This is a genomic window from Tropicimonas aquimaris, from assembly GCF_042676185.1.
Classification (GTDB): domain Bacteria; phylum Pseudomonadota; class Alphaproteobacteria; order Rhodobacterales; family Rhodobacteraceae; genus Tropicimonas; species Tropicimonas aquimaris.
Genome location: NZ_JBHTJT010000006.1, coordinates 136,584 through 155,888 on the forward strand (window position 1 = coordinate 136,584; position 19,305 = coordinate 155,888).

Below are 19,305 nucleotides of genomic sequence, written 5' to 3' on the forward strand. Positions count from 1 at the left end.
GCGGGGCCGTTTGCGGGGGTTAGAAGAAGATGTCGGCGGCGGGGATGGCGCGGCGGCCGGCGGGCGTGGCGAGGACGATGTTGCCGGTGGCGTCGACCGTCTCGAAGATGCCGGTGACGGTTTCGCTGCCGGTGCGGGCGGTGATCGTCTCGCCGAGCCGCGCGGCGCGGGCGAGCCAGGCCTCGCGGATCGGGGCGAATCCGTAGGTGGCGAGGCGTGTCTCGTGGCGGGCAAAGGCTGGGGCGAGCGCGTCGAGGAACTCCTCAGGCGTGACCCGCGCGCCGGTCTCCTCCAGCAGCGAGACAGGGCGGAGCGCGCCCGGCTCGAGCTGCGCGGCCTCCGGCGCGGTGGAGAGGTTCACGCCGACGCCGACTGACAGGAAGCTGAGGTTGGGGCCGTTGGAGGCGGATTCCAGCAGGATGCCCGCGACCTTGCCGCCGTTGAGCAGCACGTCGTTCGGCCATTTCAGGGCGAAGGGCTCGGCGCGGCCGGTGACGGCGACGAAGGCGTCGAAGAGCGCGAGCGCGGTGGTGAAGCTGCGCAGCGCGGCCTGCGAGGCGCCCTCGGCGGGGTGCATCACCAGGGTCGCGGCGAAGTTCCCGGATGGGGCGACCCAGGCGCGGCCACGACGGCCGCGTCCGACTGTTTGCTCCAGCGCGAGGATCCAGGTCGGACCGGCCAGCGTCGGCGCGCGGCGCGCGGCCTCGGCCATGGTGCTGTCGACCTGCGGCAGCACCAGGCGGTCATAGCCCGCAGGCCAGGCCTCAGTTGACGACAAGGGAGGCCGCCGCGCTGGCCGCGAGGCCGTCGATCCCGAACAGGTTGATGACGCCCACCACCATGATCGCGGCCGATACCATCAGCACGACCCATTGCACCGGGCTCATCGAACCGTCGATCTGTTCGACCTCGTCGGACCCGAAGTACATGTAGTAGACAATCCGCAGGTAGTAGAAGGCGGAGATCACCGAGCCCACCGCGCCGAGCACCGCGACCCAGACGAGATCGGCGTCGAGCGCCGCGGTCAGCACCGCGAACTTGCCGAAGAAGCCGACGAGCGGCGGCACCCCGGCGAGGCTGAACAGCAGCACCAGCATGGCGAGCGCCTTGAGCGGCTCCTTGCGGCTCAGCATCGATACACCGTCGATCCGGGTGACGTGCTGGCCCTCACGCTCCATCGACAGGATGAAGGCAAAGGTGCCGATGTTCATGGTAACGTAGATCGCCATGTAGATCAGCATCGCCGAGACCCCGCGCTCGGTGCCGGCGGCGAGGCCGAGCAGCGCGAAGCCCATGTGCGAGATCGAGGAATAGGCCATCAGCCGCTTGATGTCGCGCTGGCCGATCCCGGCGATGGCGCCGAGGAAGATCGAGAGCACCGCGACGAGCGCCACGATCTGCTGCCAGTCGGCGACCGCATCGCCGAAGGCGTCGTGCATGGCGCGGGCGAACATCGCCATCGCCGCCATCTTGGGCGCGGAGGCGAAGAAGGCGGTGACCGGGGTCGGCGAACCCTCGTAGACGTCGGGCGTCCACATGTGGAAGGGCACGGCGGAGACCTTGAAGGCGAAGCCCGAGATCATGAAGGTCAGGCCGAGCAGCAGGCCGATGCCAACGTGGCCGTCGGTCGCGGCGGCGAAGATGTCCTTGAAGACGGTCGAGCCGGCGTAGCCGTAGGTCAGCGAGGCGCCATAGAGCAGCAGGCCCGAGGAGAGCGCGCCGAGGGTGAAGTACTTCAGGCCGGCCTCGGTCGATTTCACGCTGTCGCGCCGGATCGCGGCGAGCACGTAGAGCGAGAGCGACTGCAGCTCGAGGCCCATGTAGAGCGCGATCAGGTCGCCGGCGGAGACCATGACCATCATGCCGACGGAAGCCAGCACGATCAGCACCGGGTATTCGAAATGCAGCGCGCCGCGGCGGGAAAAGAAGCCTTCGGACAGGATCAGCACGATCGCCGCCGCGAGCAGCAGCGTGACCTTGGCGAAGCGGGCGAAGGCGTCGTCGATGAACATGCCGCCAAAGGCCGCTCGGCTGACGCCCCCGGAAAGCGAGATCCAGATCGCCACCGCCACGAGCACCGCCGCGGTGATCCAGCAGACCGTCGACGCGGACTCGTCCTTGCCCGTCCAGACCGCCCCGAGCAGCGCCAGCATCGCGAAGAGCGCGAGGACGATCTCGGGCAGGATGATTGCAAGATCGGTAGACGTCATCTCAGTGGTCTCCGGTCATGGCCAGCTCGGTGGCCGGCGCGTAGTCGTTGAGGGCGGTGTCGTACTGGCCGATCAGCGCCTCGACCGAGGGGCCGATGATGTCGGTCACGAGCGAGGGATAGACGCCCAGCAGAAGGGTCATGACCACCAGCGGCGCAAAGATCGCGCGCTCGCGCGGGGTCGTGTCGGAAATGGTCTTGAGGCTTTCCTTGATCAGGTCGCCCAGCATCACGCGGCGGTAGAGCCAGAGCGCGTAGGCGGCCGAGAAGATCACCCCGGAGGTGGCGACCAGCGCCACCCAGGTGTTGACCTGGAAGATCGCCATCAGGGTCAGGAATTCGCCGACGAAGCCAGATGTGCCGGGAAGCCCGACGTTGGCCATGGTGAAGAGCATGAAGATCAGCGCGTAGACCGGCATCCGCACCGTCAGGCCACCATAGGCCGCGATGTCGCGGGTGTGCATCCGGTCATAGACCACCCCGACGATGAGGAAGAGCGCGCCGGAGACGAAGCCGTGGCTGAGCATCTGGAAGATCGCGCCGTCGAGCCCCTGCTGGTTCACCGTGAAGATGCCCATGGTGACGTAGCCCATGTGGGCGACCGAGGAATAGGCGATGAGCTTTTTCATGTCCTCCTGCGCCAGCGCCACGAGCGAGGCGTAGACGATGGCGATGGCGGAGAGCCAGAAGACGAAGGTGGACATCACCTCCGACCCCACCGGGAACATCGGCAGGGAGAAGCGCAGGAAGCCGTAGCCGCCCATCTTCAGCAGGATCGCGGCCAGCACGACCGAACCGGCGGTGGGCGCCTGGACGTGGGCGTCGGGCAACCAGGTGTGCACCGGCCACATCGGCATCTTGACCGCGAAGGAGGCGAAGAAGGCCAGGAACAGCAGCGTCTGCACGCCGCCGACGATCTGGAAGCCGAGGACCGGGAAGGTCTCGGAGGCGAAGGTGTGCTGCATCAGCGTCGGGATGTCGGTGGTGCCGGCATCGACGTACATCGCGATCATCGCCACCAGCATCAGCAGCGAGCCGAGGAAGGTGTAGAGGAAGAACTTGAAGGCCGCGTAGATACGGTCCTTGCCGCCCCAGATGCCGATGATCAGGAACATCGGGATCAGGCCGCCTTCGAAGAACAGGTAGAACAGCACCAGGTCCAGCGCGGTGAAGACGCCGAGCATCAGCGTCTCGAGCAGCAGGAAGGCGATCATGTATTCCTTCACGCGCACCTTCACGTCCCAGCAGGAGGCGATGGTGATCGGCATGAGGAAGGTGGTGAGCATCACGAAGAGGATCGAGATGCCGTCGACCCCCATCTTGTACTTGAGCCCGAGCAGCCAGTCGCGGTCTTCCACGAACTGGAAGCCGGTATTCGACGGGTCGAAGCCGAAGAGCAGGAAGAGCGAGATGAACAGCGTCGCCGTGGTGGCGATCAGCGCCAGCCACTTGGCGTTGCGCTGCGCGGCCTCGTCCTCGCCCTTGAGGAACAGCGCCAGGATCAGCGCCGCGATCAGCGGCAGGAAGGTGATGATCGAGATCAGGTTCTGCATGGTCTCAGTTCCCCGCGATCGTCATCCAGGTGACGAGGATGACGATGCCCAGCACCATGGCGAAGGCGTAGTGGAAGAGGTATCCGCTCTGGGCACGGCCCGCGAGGCGGGTGAAGAAGGGAATGACCCCCATCGCCAGCCCGTTGATGGCGCCGTCGATCGTGGCCCCGTCGCCCTTCTTCCAGAGCGTGCGGCCGAGGGCCCGCACCGGATTCACGAAGATCGCGTCGTAGATCTCGTCGAAGTACCACTTGTTGAGCAGGAACTCGTAGAGAGGCTTCTGGTTCTCGGCCAGCTTGCCCGGCAGCTCCGGCTTGCGGATGTAGAACAGGTAGGCCAGCCCGAGCCCGAGCAGCATCGCGACAAAGGGCGAGACCTTGACCCAGACCGGCGCGGCATGGGCGTCGTCGAGCACGTGGTTGTCGGGCGCGAAGTAGAGCGCCCCCTGCCCCGGCGCGCCGCCGAAGGCCGCGTGGTGCTCGCCCTCGGCGCCATGATCGTCGCCGCCTTCGGCCGCCTGGGCGGTCTCGGTGGCGTGGGCGGTTTCCGCGCCCTCACCGTGCTCGGCCTCGGCGGTGCCGTCGGCCATGTGCTCGGCATGGGTGTCTTCGGTGTGGCCCTCCATCGACGCCTCGGCATGGACCTCGCCGGCGAGCGGGATGCCGTAGAACTTCGCCACCTTGTCGGTGTGCCCGAAGAAGGAATTGTAGAAGACCATCCCCGAGAAGATCGCGCCGACGGCCAGGACGACGAGCGGAACCAGCATGACCCGCGGGCTCTCGTGGGCGTGCTCATGGGTGTGCTTGTCACCGCGCGCCTGGCCGTGGAAGGTCAGGAACATCAGCCGCCAAGAGTAGAACGAGGTCATCAGCGCCGCCACGACCAGCGCCCAGAAGGCGAAGCCCGCCGCGGTGGTGCCGCCTGCCCAGGCGCTCTCGATGATCGCGTCCTTCGACAGGAAGCCCGCGAAACCGATGTGGGTCAACGGAATGCCGACGCCGGTGATGGCCAACGTGCCGATCATCATGATCCAGTAGGTGACCGGGAACTTGTCCTTCAGGCCGCCGTAGCGGCGCATGTCCTGCTCGTGGTGCATCCCGTGGATCACCGAGCCGGCGCCGAGGAAGAGCATGGCCTTGAAGAAGGCGTGGGTCAGCAGGTGGAACATGGCGGCCGAGTACATGCCGACGCCGGCGGCGACGAACATGTAGCCGAGCTGCGAACAGGTCGAATAGGCGATGACGCGCTTGATGTCGTTCTGCACCAGGCCCACGGTCGCCGCGACGAATGCGGTGATGGCTCCAATGTAGACGATCACGGTGGCCGCGCCCGGCGCGAACTCGATCAGCGGCGACATGCGGCAGACGAGGAACACGCCCGCCGTCACCATGGTGGCTGCGTGGATCAGCGCGGAAACGGGCGTCGGGCCCTCCATCGCGTCGGGCAGCCAGGTGTGCAGAAGAAACTGCGCCGACTTGCCCATGGCGCCCACGAACAGCAGGAAGGCCAGAAGGTTTGCCGCGTTCCAGTCCTTCCAGAGGAACGTGATCGTGCTTTCGGCCAGCATCGGCGCGGCGGCGAAGACGTCGTCGAGCGCCACGCTATCCACCATGAAGAACAGGCCCGCGATGCCGAGGGCGAAGCCGAAGTCGCCGACCCGGTTGACGATGAAGGCCTTCATGGCCGCTTCGCCGGCGCTCTCCTTCTTGTAGTAGAAGCCGATGAGCAGATAGGAGGCGAGGCCCACGCCCTCCCAGCCGAAGAACATCTGCACCAGGTTGTCCGCCGTCACCAGCGCGAGCATCGCGAAGGTGAAGAGCGACAGGTAGGCGAAGAAGCGCGCCCGGTAGGGCTCGTCCTCGGGGAAGGCATGGTCATGCGCCATGTAGCCGAAGCTGTAGAGATGCACGAAGGCCGAGACGGTCGTCACCACGACGAGCATGATGGCGGTCAGGCGGTCGAGGCGGATCGACCAGTCGGCGACCAGGCTGCCACTGTCGATCCAGCGCATGATGGTGATGTGCTCGGTCACGCCGTCATGGGTGAGGAACACGATCCAGCTCAGGAAGAACGACAGAAACAGCAGCGCCGTCGCCGTCACCTGCCCGGCCTTCTCGCCGATCACGCGCCAGAAGAAGCCGCAGATGATCGCGCCGATCAGCGGGGCGAAGAGGATGATGGTTGCCATGGTCCCTTACCCCTTCATCACGTTGACGTCTTCCACCGCGATGGTGCCGCGGTTGCGGAAGAAGCAGACGAGGATGGCGAGGCCAATGGCGGCCTCGGCGGCGGCGACGGTCAGCACGAAGAGCGTGAAGACCTGGCCCGTCAGGTCGCCCAGGAAGGCCGAGAAGGCGACGAGGTTGATGTTGACCGACAGCAGGACCAGTTCGATCGACATCAGGATGACGATGACGTTCTTGCGGTTCAGGAAGATGCCGAAGATGCCGATCACGAAAAGCGTCGCCGCGACGGCCAGGTAATGTTCCAGTTCGACCATGGTCGGTCCCTCGATCCTTGTCCTCTCCCCGAAGGGCGGTCTTTTTTCACGCCTCCGGGGAGGCGGTGCGTCGTCTTGCGGCCTTGGCCGGGCGCGGGGCCCGGGCGCGGCCTATTCGGTCAGCCCCTGCCCCGGCTTGATGTCCTTGAGCTCCATCGACTTGGCAGGGTCGCGGTACATCTGGGCCAGCACGTCCTGGCGCTTGATGTCCTTGCGATGCCGCAGCGTGAGCACGATGGCGCCGATCATGGCGACCAGCAGGATCAGGCCCGCGAGCTGGAACAGGATGAAATACTTGTCGTAAAGCAGCAGGCCGATGGCGGCGGTGTTGTGCGCGCCGGAGCCCTCTGGCGTGCCCACGGGAGTATCGTGCAGGGCCACGCCGCCGCCGAGTTCCCAGGTGCCGAAGGCCATGGCGAGCTGCATGATCAGCACCAGCGCGATCACCAGTGCCAGCGGCAGGTAGCTCGCCATCTCCGCGCGCAGTTCCGCGAAATCGACGTCGAGCATCATCACCACGAAGAGGAACAGCACCGCGACCGCGCCGACGTAGACGATGATCAGCAGCATGGCGACGAATTCCGCGCCCAGCAGCACCATCAGCCCCGCACCGGACAGGAAGGACAGTATGAGCCACAGCACCGAGTGCACCGGGCTTTTCGAGACCACGGTGAAGACGCCTCCGGTGAGCAGCGTGAACGAGAACAGGTAGAAAACGAATTGGACGACGGTCACTGTCTCAGCCTTCCCCTTGCTCGGCGATCACGCCCTGTGCGAGCTGCATCGCCTTTGTCATCGCGGGCACGCCCCCGAAGACAGACATCTGGCCGATCACCTCGGCGATTTCCTGCGGCGTTGCGCCGGCTTCCAGCGCGTGGCGCACGGTCATCTTGATCTGCTGGTCGACCTGCGACCCCTGCGCGACCATCGCCCCGAGCGTGACGAAGAGCCGGGTCTTGGCATCCAGCCCGCCGGGGTTGAAGGTCTTGCCGAAGGTCATCTCCATGAATTCCTTCGGCATCGTTGGCATCATCCCGGCGAAATCGGGCACCTGGAACTGCTCCAGCGCCGGGTTCAGCGCCTTCGCCATCTCCTGGCTCTGCTCGATCATCGACTGGAAGAGCTTTGTGAAATCGTTCATCGGTATGGCGCGTCCAGTTCGATGCTGCGGGCGATCTCCGCCTCCCAACGCTCGCCGTTATCGAGAAGCTTCTCCTTGTTGTAGAACAGCTCCTCGCGGGTCTCGGTGGCGAACTCGAAGTTCGGACCCTCGACGATGGCATCGACCGGGCAGGCCTCCTGGCAGAAGCCGCAGTAGATGCACTTGGTCATGTCGATGTCGTATCGCGTGGTGCGCCGCGAACCGTCCTCGCGCGGCTCTGCGTCGATCACGATGGCCTGGGCCGGGCAGATCGCCTCGCAGAGCTTGCAGGCAATGCAGCGTTCCTCGCCATTGGGATACCGGCGCAGCGCGTGCTCGCCGCGGAAACGCGGAGAGAGCGGGCCCTTCTCGTGCGGGTAGTTCACCGTGGCCTTGGGCGCGAAGAAGTATTTCAGCCCGAGCTGAAAGCCCTTCAGCATGTCCATCAGCAGGAAGTACTTGGTGGCGCGGGTCCAGTCGATAGCGGTCATGGGATCAGCCTCCAATCGCCCAGCGGGCCCAGAAGCCGCCAAGCACCTCGAATTTCGCCAGGAAGGCCACGATCACCACCCAGCCCAGCGACATCGGCAGGAACACCTTCCAGCCGATACGCATCAGCTGGTCGTAGCGGTAACGCGGCACGATCGCCTTCACCATCGCGAAGATGAAGAAGAAGAAGCACATCTTGGCGATCATCCAGAGCACGCCATCAGGTAGCCCGGGGATCGGCGACAGCCAGCCACCGAAGAACAGCAGCGTGACCAGCGCGCACATCAGCACGATCGCGATCAGTTCACCCATCATGTAGAGCAGGAAGGGCGTGGAGGAATATTCCACCTGGTAGCCGGCGACGAGCTCCGATTCCGCTTCCGGAAGGTCGAACGGCGGCCGGTTCGTTTCGGCCAGCGCCGAGATGAAGAACAGGAACACCATCGGGAAGTGCGGCAGCCAGTACCAGTTGAAGAAGCCGAAGGAGCCGTCCTGCGCGCGCACGATCTCGGTGAAGTTCATCGATCCGGTGGAGATGATGACGCCCACGATGATCAGGCCGATGGAGACCTCGTAAGAGATCATCTGCGCGGCCGAGCGCAGCGAGCCGAGGAACGGGTATTTCGAGTTCGAGGCCCAGCCGCCCATGATCACGCCGTAGACCTCAAGCGAGGACATGGCGAAGACATAGAGGATGGCGACGTTCAGGTTGGCGATGGCCCAGCCGTCGCCGAAGGGGATAACCGCCCAGGCAATCAGCGCCAGCACGAAGGAGATCATCGGCGCCAGGAAATAGACCGGCTTGTCCGCCCCTGCGGGGACGATGATTTCCTTGGCGACGTATTTCAGGAAGTCGGCAAAGCTCTGCAGAAGGCCGAAGGCGCCGACGACGTTCGGGCCCTTGCGCATCTGCACCGCCGCCCAGACCTTGCGGTCGGCATACATCAGGAAGGCGAGCGAGACGAAAAGAATGGTCACGAACAACAGGATCTGCGCTGTCACCAGCACGACGATCCCCAGATTCGTTTGCAGAAAATCAGCCATTTTGCCTCATCTTCCTCAGACCGTGGGTATGCCCCGGGAGGCACAGTCCTCGACGGTCACTTCCGCGTCGATGGTCTGCACCCCGTCCGGGAGCGCTGGCGAGATCGTGTAAACCGCATCCGCACGCCAAACACCAGCCTCTTGTGCAATTCGTGTGCGGACATGCCGCGCGAATCCGTAGCCCCGGATCAGCGTGTACTGGGCCGCGGCGCAACGGGCGTAGTCGGTCACGTCGGCATTCCCGCGCGCGCCCTCCATCTCGACGATGAACCCCACGAGGTTCTCGTCCAGAAGGCGTGTCTCGATGCCGCGATAGACCGGCGCGAAGGGCTCGGTCGTGTCGACTGCCCCCTCGCTTCCGCCACAACCCGCCAGGGCAGCGGCCAAGGCCGCAGCGCCTGCTGCCCGCCTCCCCATGGGATCACTCCGCCGCCAGCGGTGCAGCGGCGCGCGCCTTCGCCTGCGCGGAAAGCTCGGCCATGAGCTGGCTCGCGCGGGCGATCGGGTTGGTAAGGTAATAGTCCCGGACCGGCAGGCGGAAGGACGCCTCGTCCATCTTGCCGGGTTCGGGGCGCTCGCCGGTATTCTCCGGCAGCTCGTCGACCTTGCCCAGATGCGGCACCGCCTTGACCAACGTCTGGCGGAGCTGGATCAGGCTGTCCCAGGGCTGGCTGGCGCCCAGCTCGGCCGACAACGCCCGCAGGATGGCCCAGTTTTCCTTGGCCTCGCCCGGCGGGAAGCTGGCGCGCAGGGCAAGCTGCGGACGGCCCTCGGTGTTGACGAAAAGCCCCTGCTCCTCGACCCAGGCGGCGGCCGGCAGGATCACATCGGCGCGGTGCGCGCCCCGGTCGCCATGGCTGCCCTGGTAAATGACGAAGGGCCCGTCGGCGATCTCGACCTCGTCGGCGCCGAGGTTGTAGACCACCTCCGCCCCGTCGATCGCGGCCGCCATGCCGCCCTCGGTCACGGCGCCCACATCCATCGCACCGACGCGCGAGGCGGCGGTGTGCAGGACCAGCACCTTCGAGCCCGCGGCCTCGGCCATCTTCAGCGCCGTGGCCAGCACTTCCGCGCCATCGGCCTCGTTCAGCGCGCCCTGCCCGATGATCATCACGCCGGGTACGCCCTGCTTGTCCGAATGATCCATCGCGGCGAGTTCCGCCAGCGCGGCGCGGTCGGCGCCGATGTGGCTGTAATCGTAGGTCAGGTCGACCGGCTGGCCGATCAGCGCCACCTTGGCGCCGGCCAGCCAGGCCTTGCGGATGCGCGCGTTGAGCACCGGCGCCTCGTTGCGCGGGTCGGTGCCGATCAGCAGGATCATCTCGGCGGTGTCGATATCCTCGATCGCGGCGTCGCCGACATAGCCGAGCCGGTTGCCGGCGGGCAGCTTCGCACCGTCGGTGCGGCATTCGACAGACCCGCCCTGCCCCTCGACCAGTTGCTTGAGCGCGAAGGCCGCCTCGACCGGGGCGAGATCGCCCACCAGACCGGCCAGTTTCTTGCCCTTCATCGCGGCGGCGGCGGCGGAAAGCGCCTCGGACCAGCTCGCCGGCTTCAGCTTGCCGTCGACGCGGACATAGGGCCGGTCCAGCCGCTGGCGGCGCAGCCCGTCCCAGACGAAGCGCGACTTGTCGGCCAGCCATTCCTCGTTCACGCCGTCGTTGTTGCGCGGCAGGATCCGCATCACTTCGCGGCCCTTGGTGTCGACCCGGGTGTTGGAGCCGAGCGCGTCCATCACGTCGATGGTCTCGGTCTTGGTCAGCTCCCAGGGCCGCGCGGTGAAGGCATAGGGCTTCGAGACCAGCGCGCCGACCGGGCAGAGATCGATGATGTTGCCCTGCAGGTTCGAATCGAGCGTCTCGCCCAGATAGGACGTGATCTCCGCATCCTCGCCGCGGCCAGTCTGGCCCATCTGGCTGATGCCAGCGACCTCGGTGGTGAATCGCACGCAGCGGGTGCAGGAGATGCAGCGGGTCATGTGGGTCTCGACCAGCGGGCCGAGATCCAGATCCTCGGTGGCGCGCTTGGGTTCGCGGAAGCGCGAGAAATCGACGCCATACGCCATCGCCTGGTCCTGCAGGTCGCATTCGCCGCCCTGGTCGCAGATCGGGCAGTCGAGCGGGTGGTTGATGAGCAGGAACTCCATCACCCCCTCGCGGGCCTTCTTGACCATCGGGCTGTTGGTACGCACCTGAGGCGGCTCGCCGTCGCGGCCGGGGCGCAGATCCTTGACCTGCATGGCGCAGGAGGCTGCGGGTTTCGGCGGGCCGCCGACCACTTCGACCAGGCACATCCGGCAGTTGCCGGCAATCGACAGACGCTCATGGTAACAGAATCGCGGAACCTCGATTCCCGCCTGTTCACAGGCCTGGATCAAGGTCATCGAGGGGTCGCACTCGACCTCCTGTCCGTCGATGATGATGGTGCGTAGGTCACTCATGCGCTGCCTCCAGCTCCGTCGAAGGATCGCCCCGCAGGGCCACCGGAGGCACGGCGCCGCGCCCGGATCCGGTTTCGGAACCTATCTAGCGATTTCCGATGGCAAGTCCAATCAACGATTTCGCCGCAATATGAATGCCCCTCCCCCCGCCGTTCGCGTTCGGGAGCCCGACATTTCCGCCGTCTGACGCACGTCGTGCTGCCTGCCCGGCGTCAGCGATTCTGCTTCGGTACTGCCATGGGTATTTGGGCCAAGAAGAGGGCCCGACGGGTTCTTCCTGGTCCAAATGCCCGGACTCAGCGGCTATCACATGGGCCGCGTTCCGAGCGGCGCGCGCAAAGTCCTTATCGGGCGCGCAGCAGCAGGCCGATCTGGGATTTCTCCGCGATCTCGCGCTCGGCGACCCGGCAGACGCTGTCGGGGTCGCTCTCCACCCCGCCTTTCGCCCGCACATAGGCCCGCGCCTGGGCCTTTACCCGCTCCCTCTCGGCCTTCTCCTTCACGTATTGATGGACCTCCTCGCGGGGGTAGCCGAGTGAGACAGCGTGGCGCTCGAGCTGGCGGATCAGCTCATAGCCGCGCCCGTAGCGGGCCGAGACGCTGGGGCAATGCAGGCTGATGCCATAGGCCGCCGTCAGATCGGTGAGCGCCCGGTCGATGCGGGCGTTCTCCCGCAGCGCCCGGTTGGTTTCGGCCTGCCCGGCCAGAGAGTGGCTGGCTGTGACCAGAAGCATGAAGGCCGCAACAAGGGCCGTTCCTATCGTGAGGTATCTGAACATCTCTGCCTCGTCCTTTCTGCCTTGGGACCCGCGATTTGCTCGCGTCTTCAAGGTTCAAGCTGGGGTGAGGCCGCCGGGCTATTCAATAGCGGAGGGATGCGGACGGATAGCGATGGGCGGCGCGGCGCCCTTTCGCGGCAGAACCGGCGGCCGGCCGCCGGTGCGCGGAACCTGCCTGCTTCGTCGACATAAAAAGCCCGTGAGGCGGGCTCACGGGCTGCGGGATTGGGAGGGACCCTGGCGGATCATAGCAGCGCGGCGAAGGTCAGCCAGACACCGATCATCAGAATCAAGATCAGCGCCACAGGCGCCAGCCAACGGACCCAGAACGGAATCCGGTCGGCCATCGGATCGCCGGTGAACCGCCGGCCGCAATCGTCGCAACGAATGCTGCCGAAGGTCGGGGGATGCCGATGCTGGCAATAGGGGCACGTCCCGGAGTTCGGCGTGCGGCTGATCATTCTGCCGCGATGCCCGGCTTGTTTCGGATGCGGTATTCGATCTCGTCGCGGAAGTGGCGGATCAAGCCCTGGATCGGCCATGCGGCGGCGTCGCCGAGGGCGCAGATCGTGTGGCCCTCGACCTGCTTGGTGACGTCGAGCAGCATGTCGATCTCCTCGACCTCCGCCTCGCCGCGCACGAGGCGATCCATTACGCGCATCATCCAGCCGGTGCCTTCGCGGCAGGGCGTGCACTGGCCGCAGCTCTCGTGCTTGTAGAACTTCGAAAGACGCCAGATCGCCTTCACCACGTCAGTGGACTGGTCCATCACGATTACGGCGGCGGTGCCGAGGCCCGAGCGCTGCTCGCGCAGCCAGTCGAAATCCATGATCGCTTCGCGGGCGATGTCGGCCGGAAGCAGCGGCACCGAGGAGCCGCCCGGGATCACCGCCTTGAGGTTGCCCCAGCCGCCGCGGATGCCGCCGCAATGCTTGTCGATCAGTTCCTGGAACGGGATCGACATGGATTCCTCAACGACGCAGGGCCGGTTCACGTGGCCGGAGATCGCGAAAAGCTTGGTGCCGGCGTTGTTCGGTCGGCCGAAGGAGGCGAACCAGTCGGCGCCGCGTCGAAGGATGGTGGGCACGACGGCGATGGATTCGACGTTGTTGACCGTGGTCGGGCAGCCGTAAAGGCCCGCACCGGCCGGGAACGGCGGCTTCATCCGCGGCATTCCCTTCTTGCCCTCGAGGCTTTCCAGCAGCGCAGTTTCCTCGCCGCAGATGTAGGCGCCGGCGCCGTGGTGGACGAAGAGGTCGAAATCCCAGCCCGAGCCGGCGGCGTTCTTGCCAAGAAGGCCCGCGTCATAGGCCTCGTCGATCGCCGCCTGCAGCGCCTCGCGCTCGCGGATGAACTCGCCGCGGATATAGATATAGGCCTCGTGCGCGCCCATCGCGAAGGAGGCGATCAGGCAGCCCTCGATCAGCGTATGCGGATCGTTGCGCATGATCTCGCGGTCCTTGCAGGTGCCCGGCTCGGATTCGTCGGCGTTCACCACCAGATAGGCGGGGCGACCGTCGCTTTCCTTGGGCATGAAGGACCACTTGAGCCCGGTCGGGAAGCCCGCGCCGCCGCGTCCGCGCAGACCGGAGGCCTTCATATCCTCGACGATCTTGTCGCGGCCGCGCTTGATGATGTCCGCGGTGCCATCCCAATGGCCGCGGGCGCGGGCTCCGGCCAGGGTGCGCTCCTTCAGGCCGTAGATGTTGGTGAAGATCCTGTCCTTGTCCTGCAGCATCTCTAATCCTCTCATCCCTGATCGCCGGAGCGGCCGCGCCACATCCGAAGTGCCGCCACGAGCGCCCAGAAAAAGGCTGCCAGCGAGGCGAAATAGAACAACATTTCATAACGTGCCGGCAAGCCCGTAAGCTGTACCAGCACCGGCGCGAAGATGGCGAGAAGGCCGGCGGCGGCGATCACCAGCGCCACGATCCGCCCCTGTCGGGCGAAGGCGCTGTCGTTTTCGTGCTTGCCGGTCATCTGCCTGCCCCGCGCCTCAGTAGACGTCGCCGTCCTCGACGCGCTCCGAGAACTCGGTCGTGCCACCGGAGGCCAGAAGCTTCGCCTGCCCGACCCAGTCGTCACGGGTCACCCGGCCCTTGAAGCCTTCAAGGTTCTGGTCGACCCAGGCGATCTCGTCCTCGCTCCAGCCGGCGATCTGGTCAAAGTGGTAGAAGCCGAGCGAGTGGCAAAGCTCCTCGAGCTTGGGACCGATCCCCTTGATCTTCTTGAGGTCGTCCGCCGTGCCGTCGCGAGGCGCGTCGAGGCTCTGCGGCCGGGTGCCTTCGGTGGCCGGGGTCTCGGCTGCGGGGGCCGGCTTGGCCTTGGCTTTCTTCTTTGCAGGTTTCTTCGCGAGCTTGACCTCGGCCTCGGGCTTCGCCTTGGACTCGGCCGGGGCCTCCTGTTCGGTGATGCCGGTCTCGTCCACCGGCACATCCTCGGCCGGACGCGGTTCGGACGCCGTTTCAGGCGCCGCGACAGGCACCGAGCGCGCGCCCTGATCGGTCCAGGGCTTCAGCAGCGGTACCTCGGTGCCGTCGATGCGCTTGATCGTGTCGCCGATGGCCATGGCCCGGGCGGCGGAGGCGTTGAGCGGGTCGGCGTTCTCGTTGCCCTCAGTCAGTGCGGTCGGCCCGCCGAGCGGCTCGGCGGCATAGCGGCCGTTCTGCGGCCCCGGCGTCGGCACCCGACCGGCGGACAGCTCGTCGAGGATCCAGCCGAGCTTCTCGGACGTCAGGTCCTCGTAGAAATCCTTGCCGATCTGGATCATCGGCGCGTTGGTGCAGGCCCCGAGGCACTCGACCTCTTCCCAGGAGAACTTGCCGTCAGCCGAGATCTCGTGCGGGCGGTCGGCGATCTTCTCGCGGCAGACGGAGATCAGGTCCTCGGCGCCGCAGATCATGCAGGACGTGGTGCCGCATATCTGGACATGCGCCACCTTTCCAACGGGTTGCAGCTGAAACATGAAGTAGAACGTCGCCACTTCGAGCGCTCGGATGTGGGCCATGCCAAGCATGTCGGCCACATATTCGATCGCCGGCCGCGACAGCCAGCCCTCCTGCTCCTGCGCGCGCCACAGCAGCGGGATGATGGCGCTGGCCTGCCGGCCCTCGGGAAACTTGGTAATCTGCGCCTCGGCCCATTCCTGGTTGGCGGGGGTGAAGGCGAAGCTCTCGGGCTGATCGTGATAGAGACGGCGTAGCATCAGCTTGTCCTTTGCGCGACGGTCTTGCAGCCCTCGTTGACGAGGTACTGTGCACCGACGAAGTCACTGAGCGCGGCAAAGATATCCTTTACCTGCGCATCGGTTTCGGCCTGTCCGGCCAGATTGGGGTTCAGGGTCAGCAGCCGCTCGCCGAGACCGGCGATCTGCTGGGCGAGAAAGGCGCGGTGCCGGTCGAGCGGGCCGAGGACGGAGGCCTTCATCAGCCCGTTCTCCAGGTGGGCCAGCAAGGGCGGCACACTGGTCTGGAAGCGCACCATCTCGTCGCGGCTGTCGGCCATCACCATCGGCGGCCAGACATCGGCGTGGCTGCCCTCCCGCGCCAGCTGTCGCAGCTCCGTGTCGAGGCGGCTGGCGGCGTCGAACGTGTCGAAACAGATGTCGAGCTGCTGTTCCAGCATCCGCGCGGAGGACGCGTCGACCACCTGCACCCGGGCGTACCAGGCCTGGATCGCCACGAAGATCGCGGCAGCCACGGTCGAGACGGCGATCCAGAAGGTCGCCGAGCCAAGCCATGAGTTGCTGCCGGTGTCTCCGAACATCCGTCTCCGATCCTACCGGTCCACTTCGCCGAACACGATGTCTAGCGTGCCCACGATGGCGGCCATGTCGGCGAGCTGGTGGCCGCGGCCGATGTGGTCGATCGCCTGCAGGTGAGTGTAGCCCGGCGCCCGCAGCTTGACCCGGTAGGGCTTGTTGGTCCCGTCGGACACGATGTAGACGCCGAACTCGCCCTTCGGCGCCTCGACGGCGGCATAGAACTCGCCGGCCGGCACCTTGAAGCCCTCGGTGTAGAGCTTGAAGTGATGGATCAGCGCCTCCATCGAGGTCTTCATCTCGCCGCGCTTGGGCGGGGTCAGCTTGCCGCGGGCCAGCACGTCCCCCTGCCCCTCCGGCGCGCGCAGCTTGGCGATCGCCTGCTGGCAGATCTTCACCGACTGGCGCATCTCTTCCATGCGGATGAGGTAGCGGTCGTAGCAGCAGCCGTTCTTGCCCACTGGGATCTGGAACTCGAACTCGTCGTAGCATTCATAGGGCTGCGCGCGGCGCAGGTCCCAGGCGAAGCCGGCGGAGCGGGCCATCGGGCCGGTCATGCCCCAGTCGAGCACGTCCTGCTTGGTGACGACGGCGATGTCGACGTTGCGCTGCTTGAAGATCCGGTTCTCGGTCAGCAGATCGTCGAGGTCGTCGAGCACCTTGGGAAAGCGCTCGCACCAGGCCTCGATGTCGTCCAGCAGGTCCGGCGTCACGTCCTGGTGGACGCCGCCCGGGCGGAAGTAGTTGCAGTGCATCCGCGCACCCGAGGCCCGTTCGAAGAACACGAAGAGCTCCTCCCTGCCGGGTTCGAAGCCCCAGAGCGGCGGGGTCAGCGCGCCCACGTCCATCGCCTGAGTGGTCACGTTCATCACGTGGTTGCCGATCCGGGTCAGCTCGCCGAACAGCACCCGCAGCAGGCTGGCGCGCCGGGGCGGCGTCACGCCGGTCATCTTCTCGATGGCGAGGCAGTAGGCGTGTTCCTGGTTCATCGGCGAGGAGTAGTCCAGCCGGTCCAGGTAGGGCGCGTTCTGCAGGTAGGTGCGGCTCTCCATCAGCTTCTCGGTGCCGCGGTGGAGCAGGCCGATATGCGGGTCCGCGCGCTCGACGATCTCGCCGTCGAGCTCCAGCACCATGCGCAGAACGCCGTGGGCCGCCGGGTGCTGGGGCCCGAAGTTGATGTTGAAGTTGCGGATCTTCTGTTCGCCGGTCAGCGCGTCCGTCGATCCGTCATCGTATCTGTTCACCCGGGTATCGCCGTCCATAGCTCCGCCCCCTATTGCTGCGCCTGCGCGGCCTTCGCGGCCACCTTGGCGTTGAAATTGTTCCAGCGCGTCACCGCCCGCTTGTGGCGGCCCGCGCCGATCATGTCCTGCCCGTCATGGCCGCGCACCCGGAAGGTGATGAAGCGGCCGTCGATCTCCTCGACCTCGGTGTCGACGGTGACCGTCAGACCCGGCGGCGTCGGCGAAACGTGCGAAAGCTCGAATCCGATTCCAAGCGACCCCTCGCCCTCTTCGTAATAGGGCGCCAACTGCTCCACGCAGGCCCATTCGAAGAGACCGATCATGTAGGCGCTGGCCAGAACCTCGGGCATGTCGTCCATGATCCGGGCATCGGGAAACAGCCGGCAGACGACCTCCTCGGGCTGGATCACGCGGCTGAACTGCGCCGTGTCGCCTATGGAGAGCCCGGGCTTCACTCAGGCGTTCCCGGATTTTTCGTCGCCGGGCAGGATGTACTTCGCACCCTCCCAGGGCGAGAGATAGTCGTACTGCCGGTAGTCGTGCACCAGCTTCACCGGTTCGTAGACCACACGCTTCTGCACCTCGTCATAGCGCAGCTCGACATAGCCCGAAGTCGGGAAGTCCTTTCGCAGCGGGTGGCCGCGGAAGCCGTAGTCGGTCAGGATGCGGCGCAGGTCGGGGTGGCCGGAGAACAGCACCCCGAACATGTCGAAGACCTCGCGCTCGTACCAGTTGGCGTTCGGGAACAGCTCGGTGATCGAGGCGATGCTCTCGTCTTCCCGCACCGCGGCGTGGATACGCACGCGCTGGTTCTGGTGCATCGACAGCAGGTGGTAGACGATCGTGAACCGCTTTTCCCGTTCCGGGTGGTCGACGGCGGTGATGTCGATCAGCTGGGTGAAACGGCAGCTGCCATCGGCCTTGAGGAACTCGATCAGCCCGGCAATCGACGCGGGCGCGGCCTCGATCGTCAGCTCGCCGAGCGTCACGTGCCAGCTGACGACGCAATCGGTGCGGCGGCTGGCGATGTGATCTCCAAGAACCTTGAGTGCTTCGTCGCTCATGTCGGCGGTGTCCTTGTCGTCGGTGCGCATTGCTGCGCGTCTTTCCTGCGTTCGGGCCTGCAACCGGCCGGTGCGATCAGCGGGTGATAGTGCCCAGGCGGCGGATCTTGCGTTGCATCTGGAGGATGCCATAGAGCAGCGCCTCCGCCGTCGGCGGGCAGCCGGGCACATACACGTCCACCGGCACGATCCGGTCGACCCCACGCACCACCGAGTAGCTGTAGTGGTAATAGCCACCGCCATTGGCGCAGGAGCCCATCGAGAGCACGTAGCGCGGCTCGGGCATCTGGTCGTAAACCTTGCGCAACGCGGGCGCCATCTTGTTGGTCAGCGTGCCGGCCACGATCATCAGGTCGGACTGGCGCGGCGAGGCGCGCGGCGCGGTGCCGAAACGTTCGAGGTCATAGCGCGGCATCGAGACGTGGATCATCTCGATGGCACAGCAGGCCAGCCCGAAGGTCATCCAGTGCAGCGAGCCGGTGCGCGCCCAGTTGATGACATCGGCGGTCGAGGTGACGAGAAATCCCTTGTCGGAGACTTCCTTGGCCAAAGCGCGGGTGGCGACTTCCTTGTCGGCGCCGGCGTCGTTGAGGGACGTGCTCACTCCCATTCCAGGGCTCCCTTTTTCCATTCGTAGGCGAATCCGACGGTCAGAACGGCCAAGAAGACCATCATCGACCAGAAGGCCGCCATCGAGATCTCGCCGAAGGAGACTGCCCAGGGGAACAGGAAGGCCACTTCGAGATCGAAGATGATGAACAGGATCGAGACGAGGTAGAAGCGGATGTCGAATTTCATCCGCGCGTCGTCGAAGGCGTTGAAGCCGCATTCATAGGCCGAGGTCTTCTCCGGGTCCGGTGCAGCCGGGGCCACGAGCCAGGCCGCGACGACGAAAATCACGCCGAAGATAATGGCGATGGCCAGGAAAATGAGAACGGGAAGGTATTCTCTGAGAAGTTCGTCCACGCTTGGCTCCTTGGCTGCCTGCGCATGATGTAATGCGCCGGGTGTCTCGGGCTAGTTTGCGGTTTACGCGCGCCCCTTGGCCGGGTCAACTGGCGCCTTGGCAATGGCGGACAGGT

At 65.8% G+C, this 19,305-nt stretch carries 22 protein-coding genes; all 22 read right to left on the reverse strand.

The annotated features are described in order from the left end of the window. Positions 1-19 precede the first annotated feature (19 nt). The 22 genes from ACFQ2S_RS02525 to ACFQ2S_RS02630 all read right to left on the reverse strand — a co-directional run bounded on the left by ACFQ2S_RS02525 (position 20) and on the right by ACFQ2S_RS02630 (position 19,189). The gene (locus ACFQ2S_RS02525) at positions 20-778 is read right to left on the reverse strand and encodes a biotin--[acetyl-CoA-carboxylase] ligase (RefSeq protein WP_386072454.1); all 759 of its coding nucleotides are present in this window, start codon (positions 776-778) and stop codon (positions 20-22) included. Continuing rightward, positions 765-2,210 carry an NADH-quinone oxidoreductase subunit NuoN gene (nuoN, locus tag ACFQ2S_RS02530; protein WP_386072457.1) on the reverse strand — a complete coding sequence of 482 codons (1,446 nt, stop codon included), beginning with the start codon at positions 2,208-2,210 and terminating at the stop codon, positions 765-767. Before nuoN ends, ACFQ2S_RS02525 begins: the two co-directional genes overlap by 14 nt. A gap of 1 nt (position 2,211) precedes the next feature. Then, positions 2,212-3,762, reverse strand: coding sequence for an NADH-quinone oxidoreductase subunit M (locus tag ACFQ2S_RS02535; RefSeq protein ID WP_089233005.1), 1,551 nt, complete (start codon positions 3,760-3,762; stop codon positions 2,212-2,214). A 4-nt stretch (positions 3,763-3,766) separates the two neighbouring features. Then, the gene (gene nuoL, locus ACFQ2S_RS02540) at positions 3,767-5,950 is read right to left on the reverse strand and encodes an NADH-quinone oxidoreductase subunit L (RefSeq protein ID WP_386072460.1); all 2,184 of its coding nucleotides are present in this window, start codon (positions 5,948-5,950) and stop codon (positions 3,767-3,769) included. A gap of 6 nt (positions 5,951-5,956) precedes the next feature. Then, complete coding sequence (nuoK, locus tag ACFQ2S_RS02545) at positions 5,957-6,262, reverse strand: NADH-quinone oxidoreductase subunit NuoK (RefSeq protein WP_089233003.1); 306 nt, start codon at positions 6,260-6,262, stop codon at positions 5,957-5,959. Positions 6,263-6,373: 111 nt separating this feature from the next. Continuing rightward, positions 6,374-6,997: an NADH-quinone oxidoreductase subunit J gene (locus tag ACFQ2S_RS02550; protein ID WP_386072462.1), complete on the reverse strand. Its 624-nt coding sequence runs from the start codon at positions 6,995-6,997 to the stop codon at positions 6,374-6,376. A gap of 4 nt (positions 6,998-7,001) precedes the next feature. After that, a complete protein-coding gene (locus ACFQ2S_RS02555; protein WP_386072464.1) occupies positions 7,002-7,403 on the reverse strand; it encodes a carboxymuconolactone decarboxylase family protein in 402 nt (133 codons plus the stop codon). After that, complete coding sequence (gene nuoI, locus ACFQ2S_RS02560; protein WP_089233000.1) at positions 7,400-7,894, reverse strand: NADH-quinone oxidoreductase subunit NuoI; 495 nt, start codon at positions 7,892-7,894, stop codon at positions 7,400-7,402. Before nuoI ends, ACFQ2S_RS02555 begins: the two co-directional genes overlap by 4 nt. A gap of 4 nt (positions 7,895-7,898) precedes the next feature. After that, positions 7,899-8,936: an NADH-quinone oxidoreductase subunit NuoH gene (nuoH, locus tag ACFQ2S_RS02565; RefSeq protein WP_386072465.1), complete on the reverse strand. Its 1,038-nt coding sequence runs from the start codon at positions 8,934-8,936 to the stop codon at positions 7,899-7,901. Positions 8,937-8,951: 15 nt separating this feature from the next. Next, positions 8,952-9,353, reverse strand: a complete 402-nt coding sequence (locus tag ACFQ2S_RS02570) for a hypothetical protein (RefSeq protein ID WP_386072467.1) — start codon at positions 9,351-9,353, stop codon at positions 8,952-8,954. A 4-nt stretch (positions 9,354-9,357) separates the two neighbouring features. Continuing rightward, positions 9,358-11,376 (reverse strand): NADH-quinone oxidoreductase subunit NuoG, encoded by a 2,019-nt coding sequence (nuoG, locus tag ACFQ2S_RS02575; protein WP_386072469.1) that lies wholly within the window; start codon positions 11,374-11,376, stop codon positions 9,358-9,360. A 344-nt stretch (positions 11,377-11,720) separates the two neighbouring features. Beyond that, positions 11,721-12,155 carry a DUF5333 domain-containing protein gene (locus tag ACFQ2S_RS02580; RefSeq protein WP_386072471.1) on the reverse strand — a complete coding sequence of 145 codons (435 nt, stop codon included), beginning with the start codon at positions 12,153-12,155 and terminating at the stop codon, positions 11,721-11,723. 245 nt (positions 12,156-12,400) lie between these two features. Beyond that, positions 12,401-12,616, reverse strand: coding sequence for a hypothetical protein (locus ACFQ2S_RS02585; RefSeq protein ID WP_386072472.1), 216 nt, complete (start codon positions 12,614-12,616; stop codon positions 12,401-12,403). After that, entirely contained in the window at positions 12,613-13,893 is a 1,281-nt protein-coding gene (gene nuoF, locus ACFQ2S_RS02590) for an NADH-quinone oxidoreductase subunit NuoF (RefSeq protein WP_386072473.1), read from the reverse strand. The genes ACFQ2S_RS02585 and nuoF overlap by 4 nt, the downstream gene beginning before the upstream one ends. Positions 13,894-13,904: 11 nt before the next feature. After that, positions 13,905-14,135 (reverse strand): DUF5337 domain-containing protein, encoded by a 231-nt coding sequence (locus tag ACFQ2S_RS02595; protein ID WP_386072475.1) that lies wholly within the window; start codon positions 14,133-14,135, stop codon positions 13,905-13,907. 16 nt (positions 14,136-14,151) lie between these two features. Continuing rightward, a complete protein-coding gene (locus ACFQ2S_RS02600) occupies positions 14,152-15,360 on the reverse strand; it encodes an NADH-quinone oxidoreductase subunit E (protein WP_386072477.1) in 1,209 nt (402 codons plus the stop codon). Further along, a complete protein-coding gene (locus ACFQ2S_RS02605; RefSeq protein WP_386072479.1) occupies positions 15,360-15,920 on the reverse strand; it encodes a hypothetical protein in 561 nt (186 codons plus the stop codon). Before ACFQ2S_RS02605 ends, ACFQ2S_RS02600 begins: the two co-directional genes overlap by 1 nt. A gap of 12 nt (positions 15,921-15,932) precedes the next feature. After that, positions 15,933-17,177: an NADH-quinone oxidoreductase subunit D gene (locus ACFQ2S_RS02610; RefSeq protein WP_386072480.1), complete on the reverse strand. Its 1,245-nt coding sequence runs from the start codon at positions 17,175-17,177 to the stop codon at positions 15,933-15,935. 11 nt (positions 17,178-17,188) lie between these two features. Further along, entirely contained in the window at positions 17,189-17,614 is a 426-nt protein-coding gene (locus tag ACFQ2S_RS02615; RefSeq protein WP_386072481.1) for a thioesterase family protein, read from the reverse strand. Next, entirely contained in the window at positions 17,615-18,253 is a 639-nt protein-coding gene (locus ACFQ2S_RS02620) for an NADH-quinone oxidoreductase subunit C (protein WP_386072483.1), read from the reverse strand. Between the two features lie 46 nt (positions 18,254-18,299). Next, a complete protein-coding gene (locus tag ACFQ2S_RS02625; protein ID WP_089232988.1) occupies positions 18,300-18,833 on the reverse strand; it encodes a NuoB/complex I 20 kDa subunit family protein in 534 nt (177 codons plus the stop codon). After that, positions 18,824-19,189 (reverse strand): NADH-quinone oxidoreductase subunit A, encoded by a 366-nt coding sequence (locus ACFQ2S_RS02630; RefSeq protein ID WP_386072487.1) that lies wholly within the window; start codon positions 19,187-19,189, stop codon positions 18,824-18,826. The genes ACFQ2S_RS02625 and ACFQ2S_RS02630 overlap by 10 nt, the downstream gene beginning before the upstream one ends. Between the last annotated feature and the right edge of the window lie 116 nt (positions 19,190-19,305).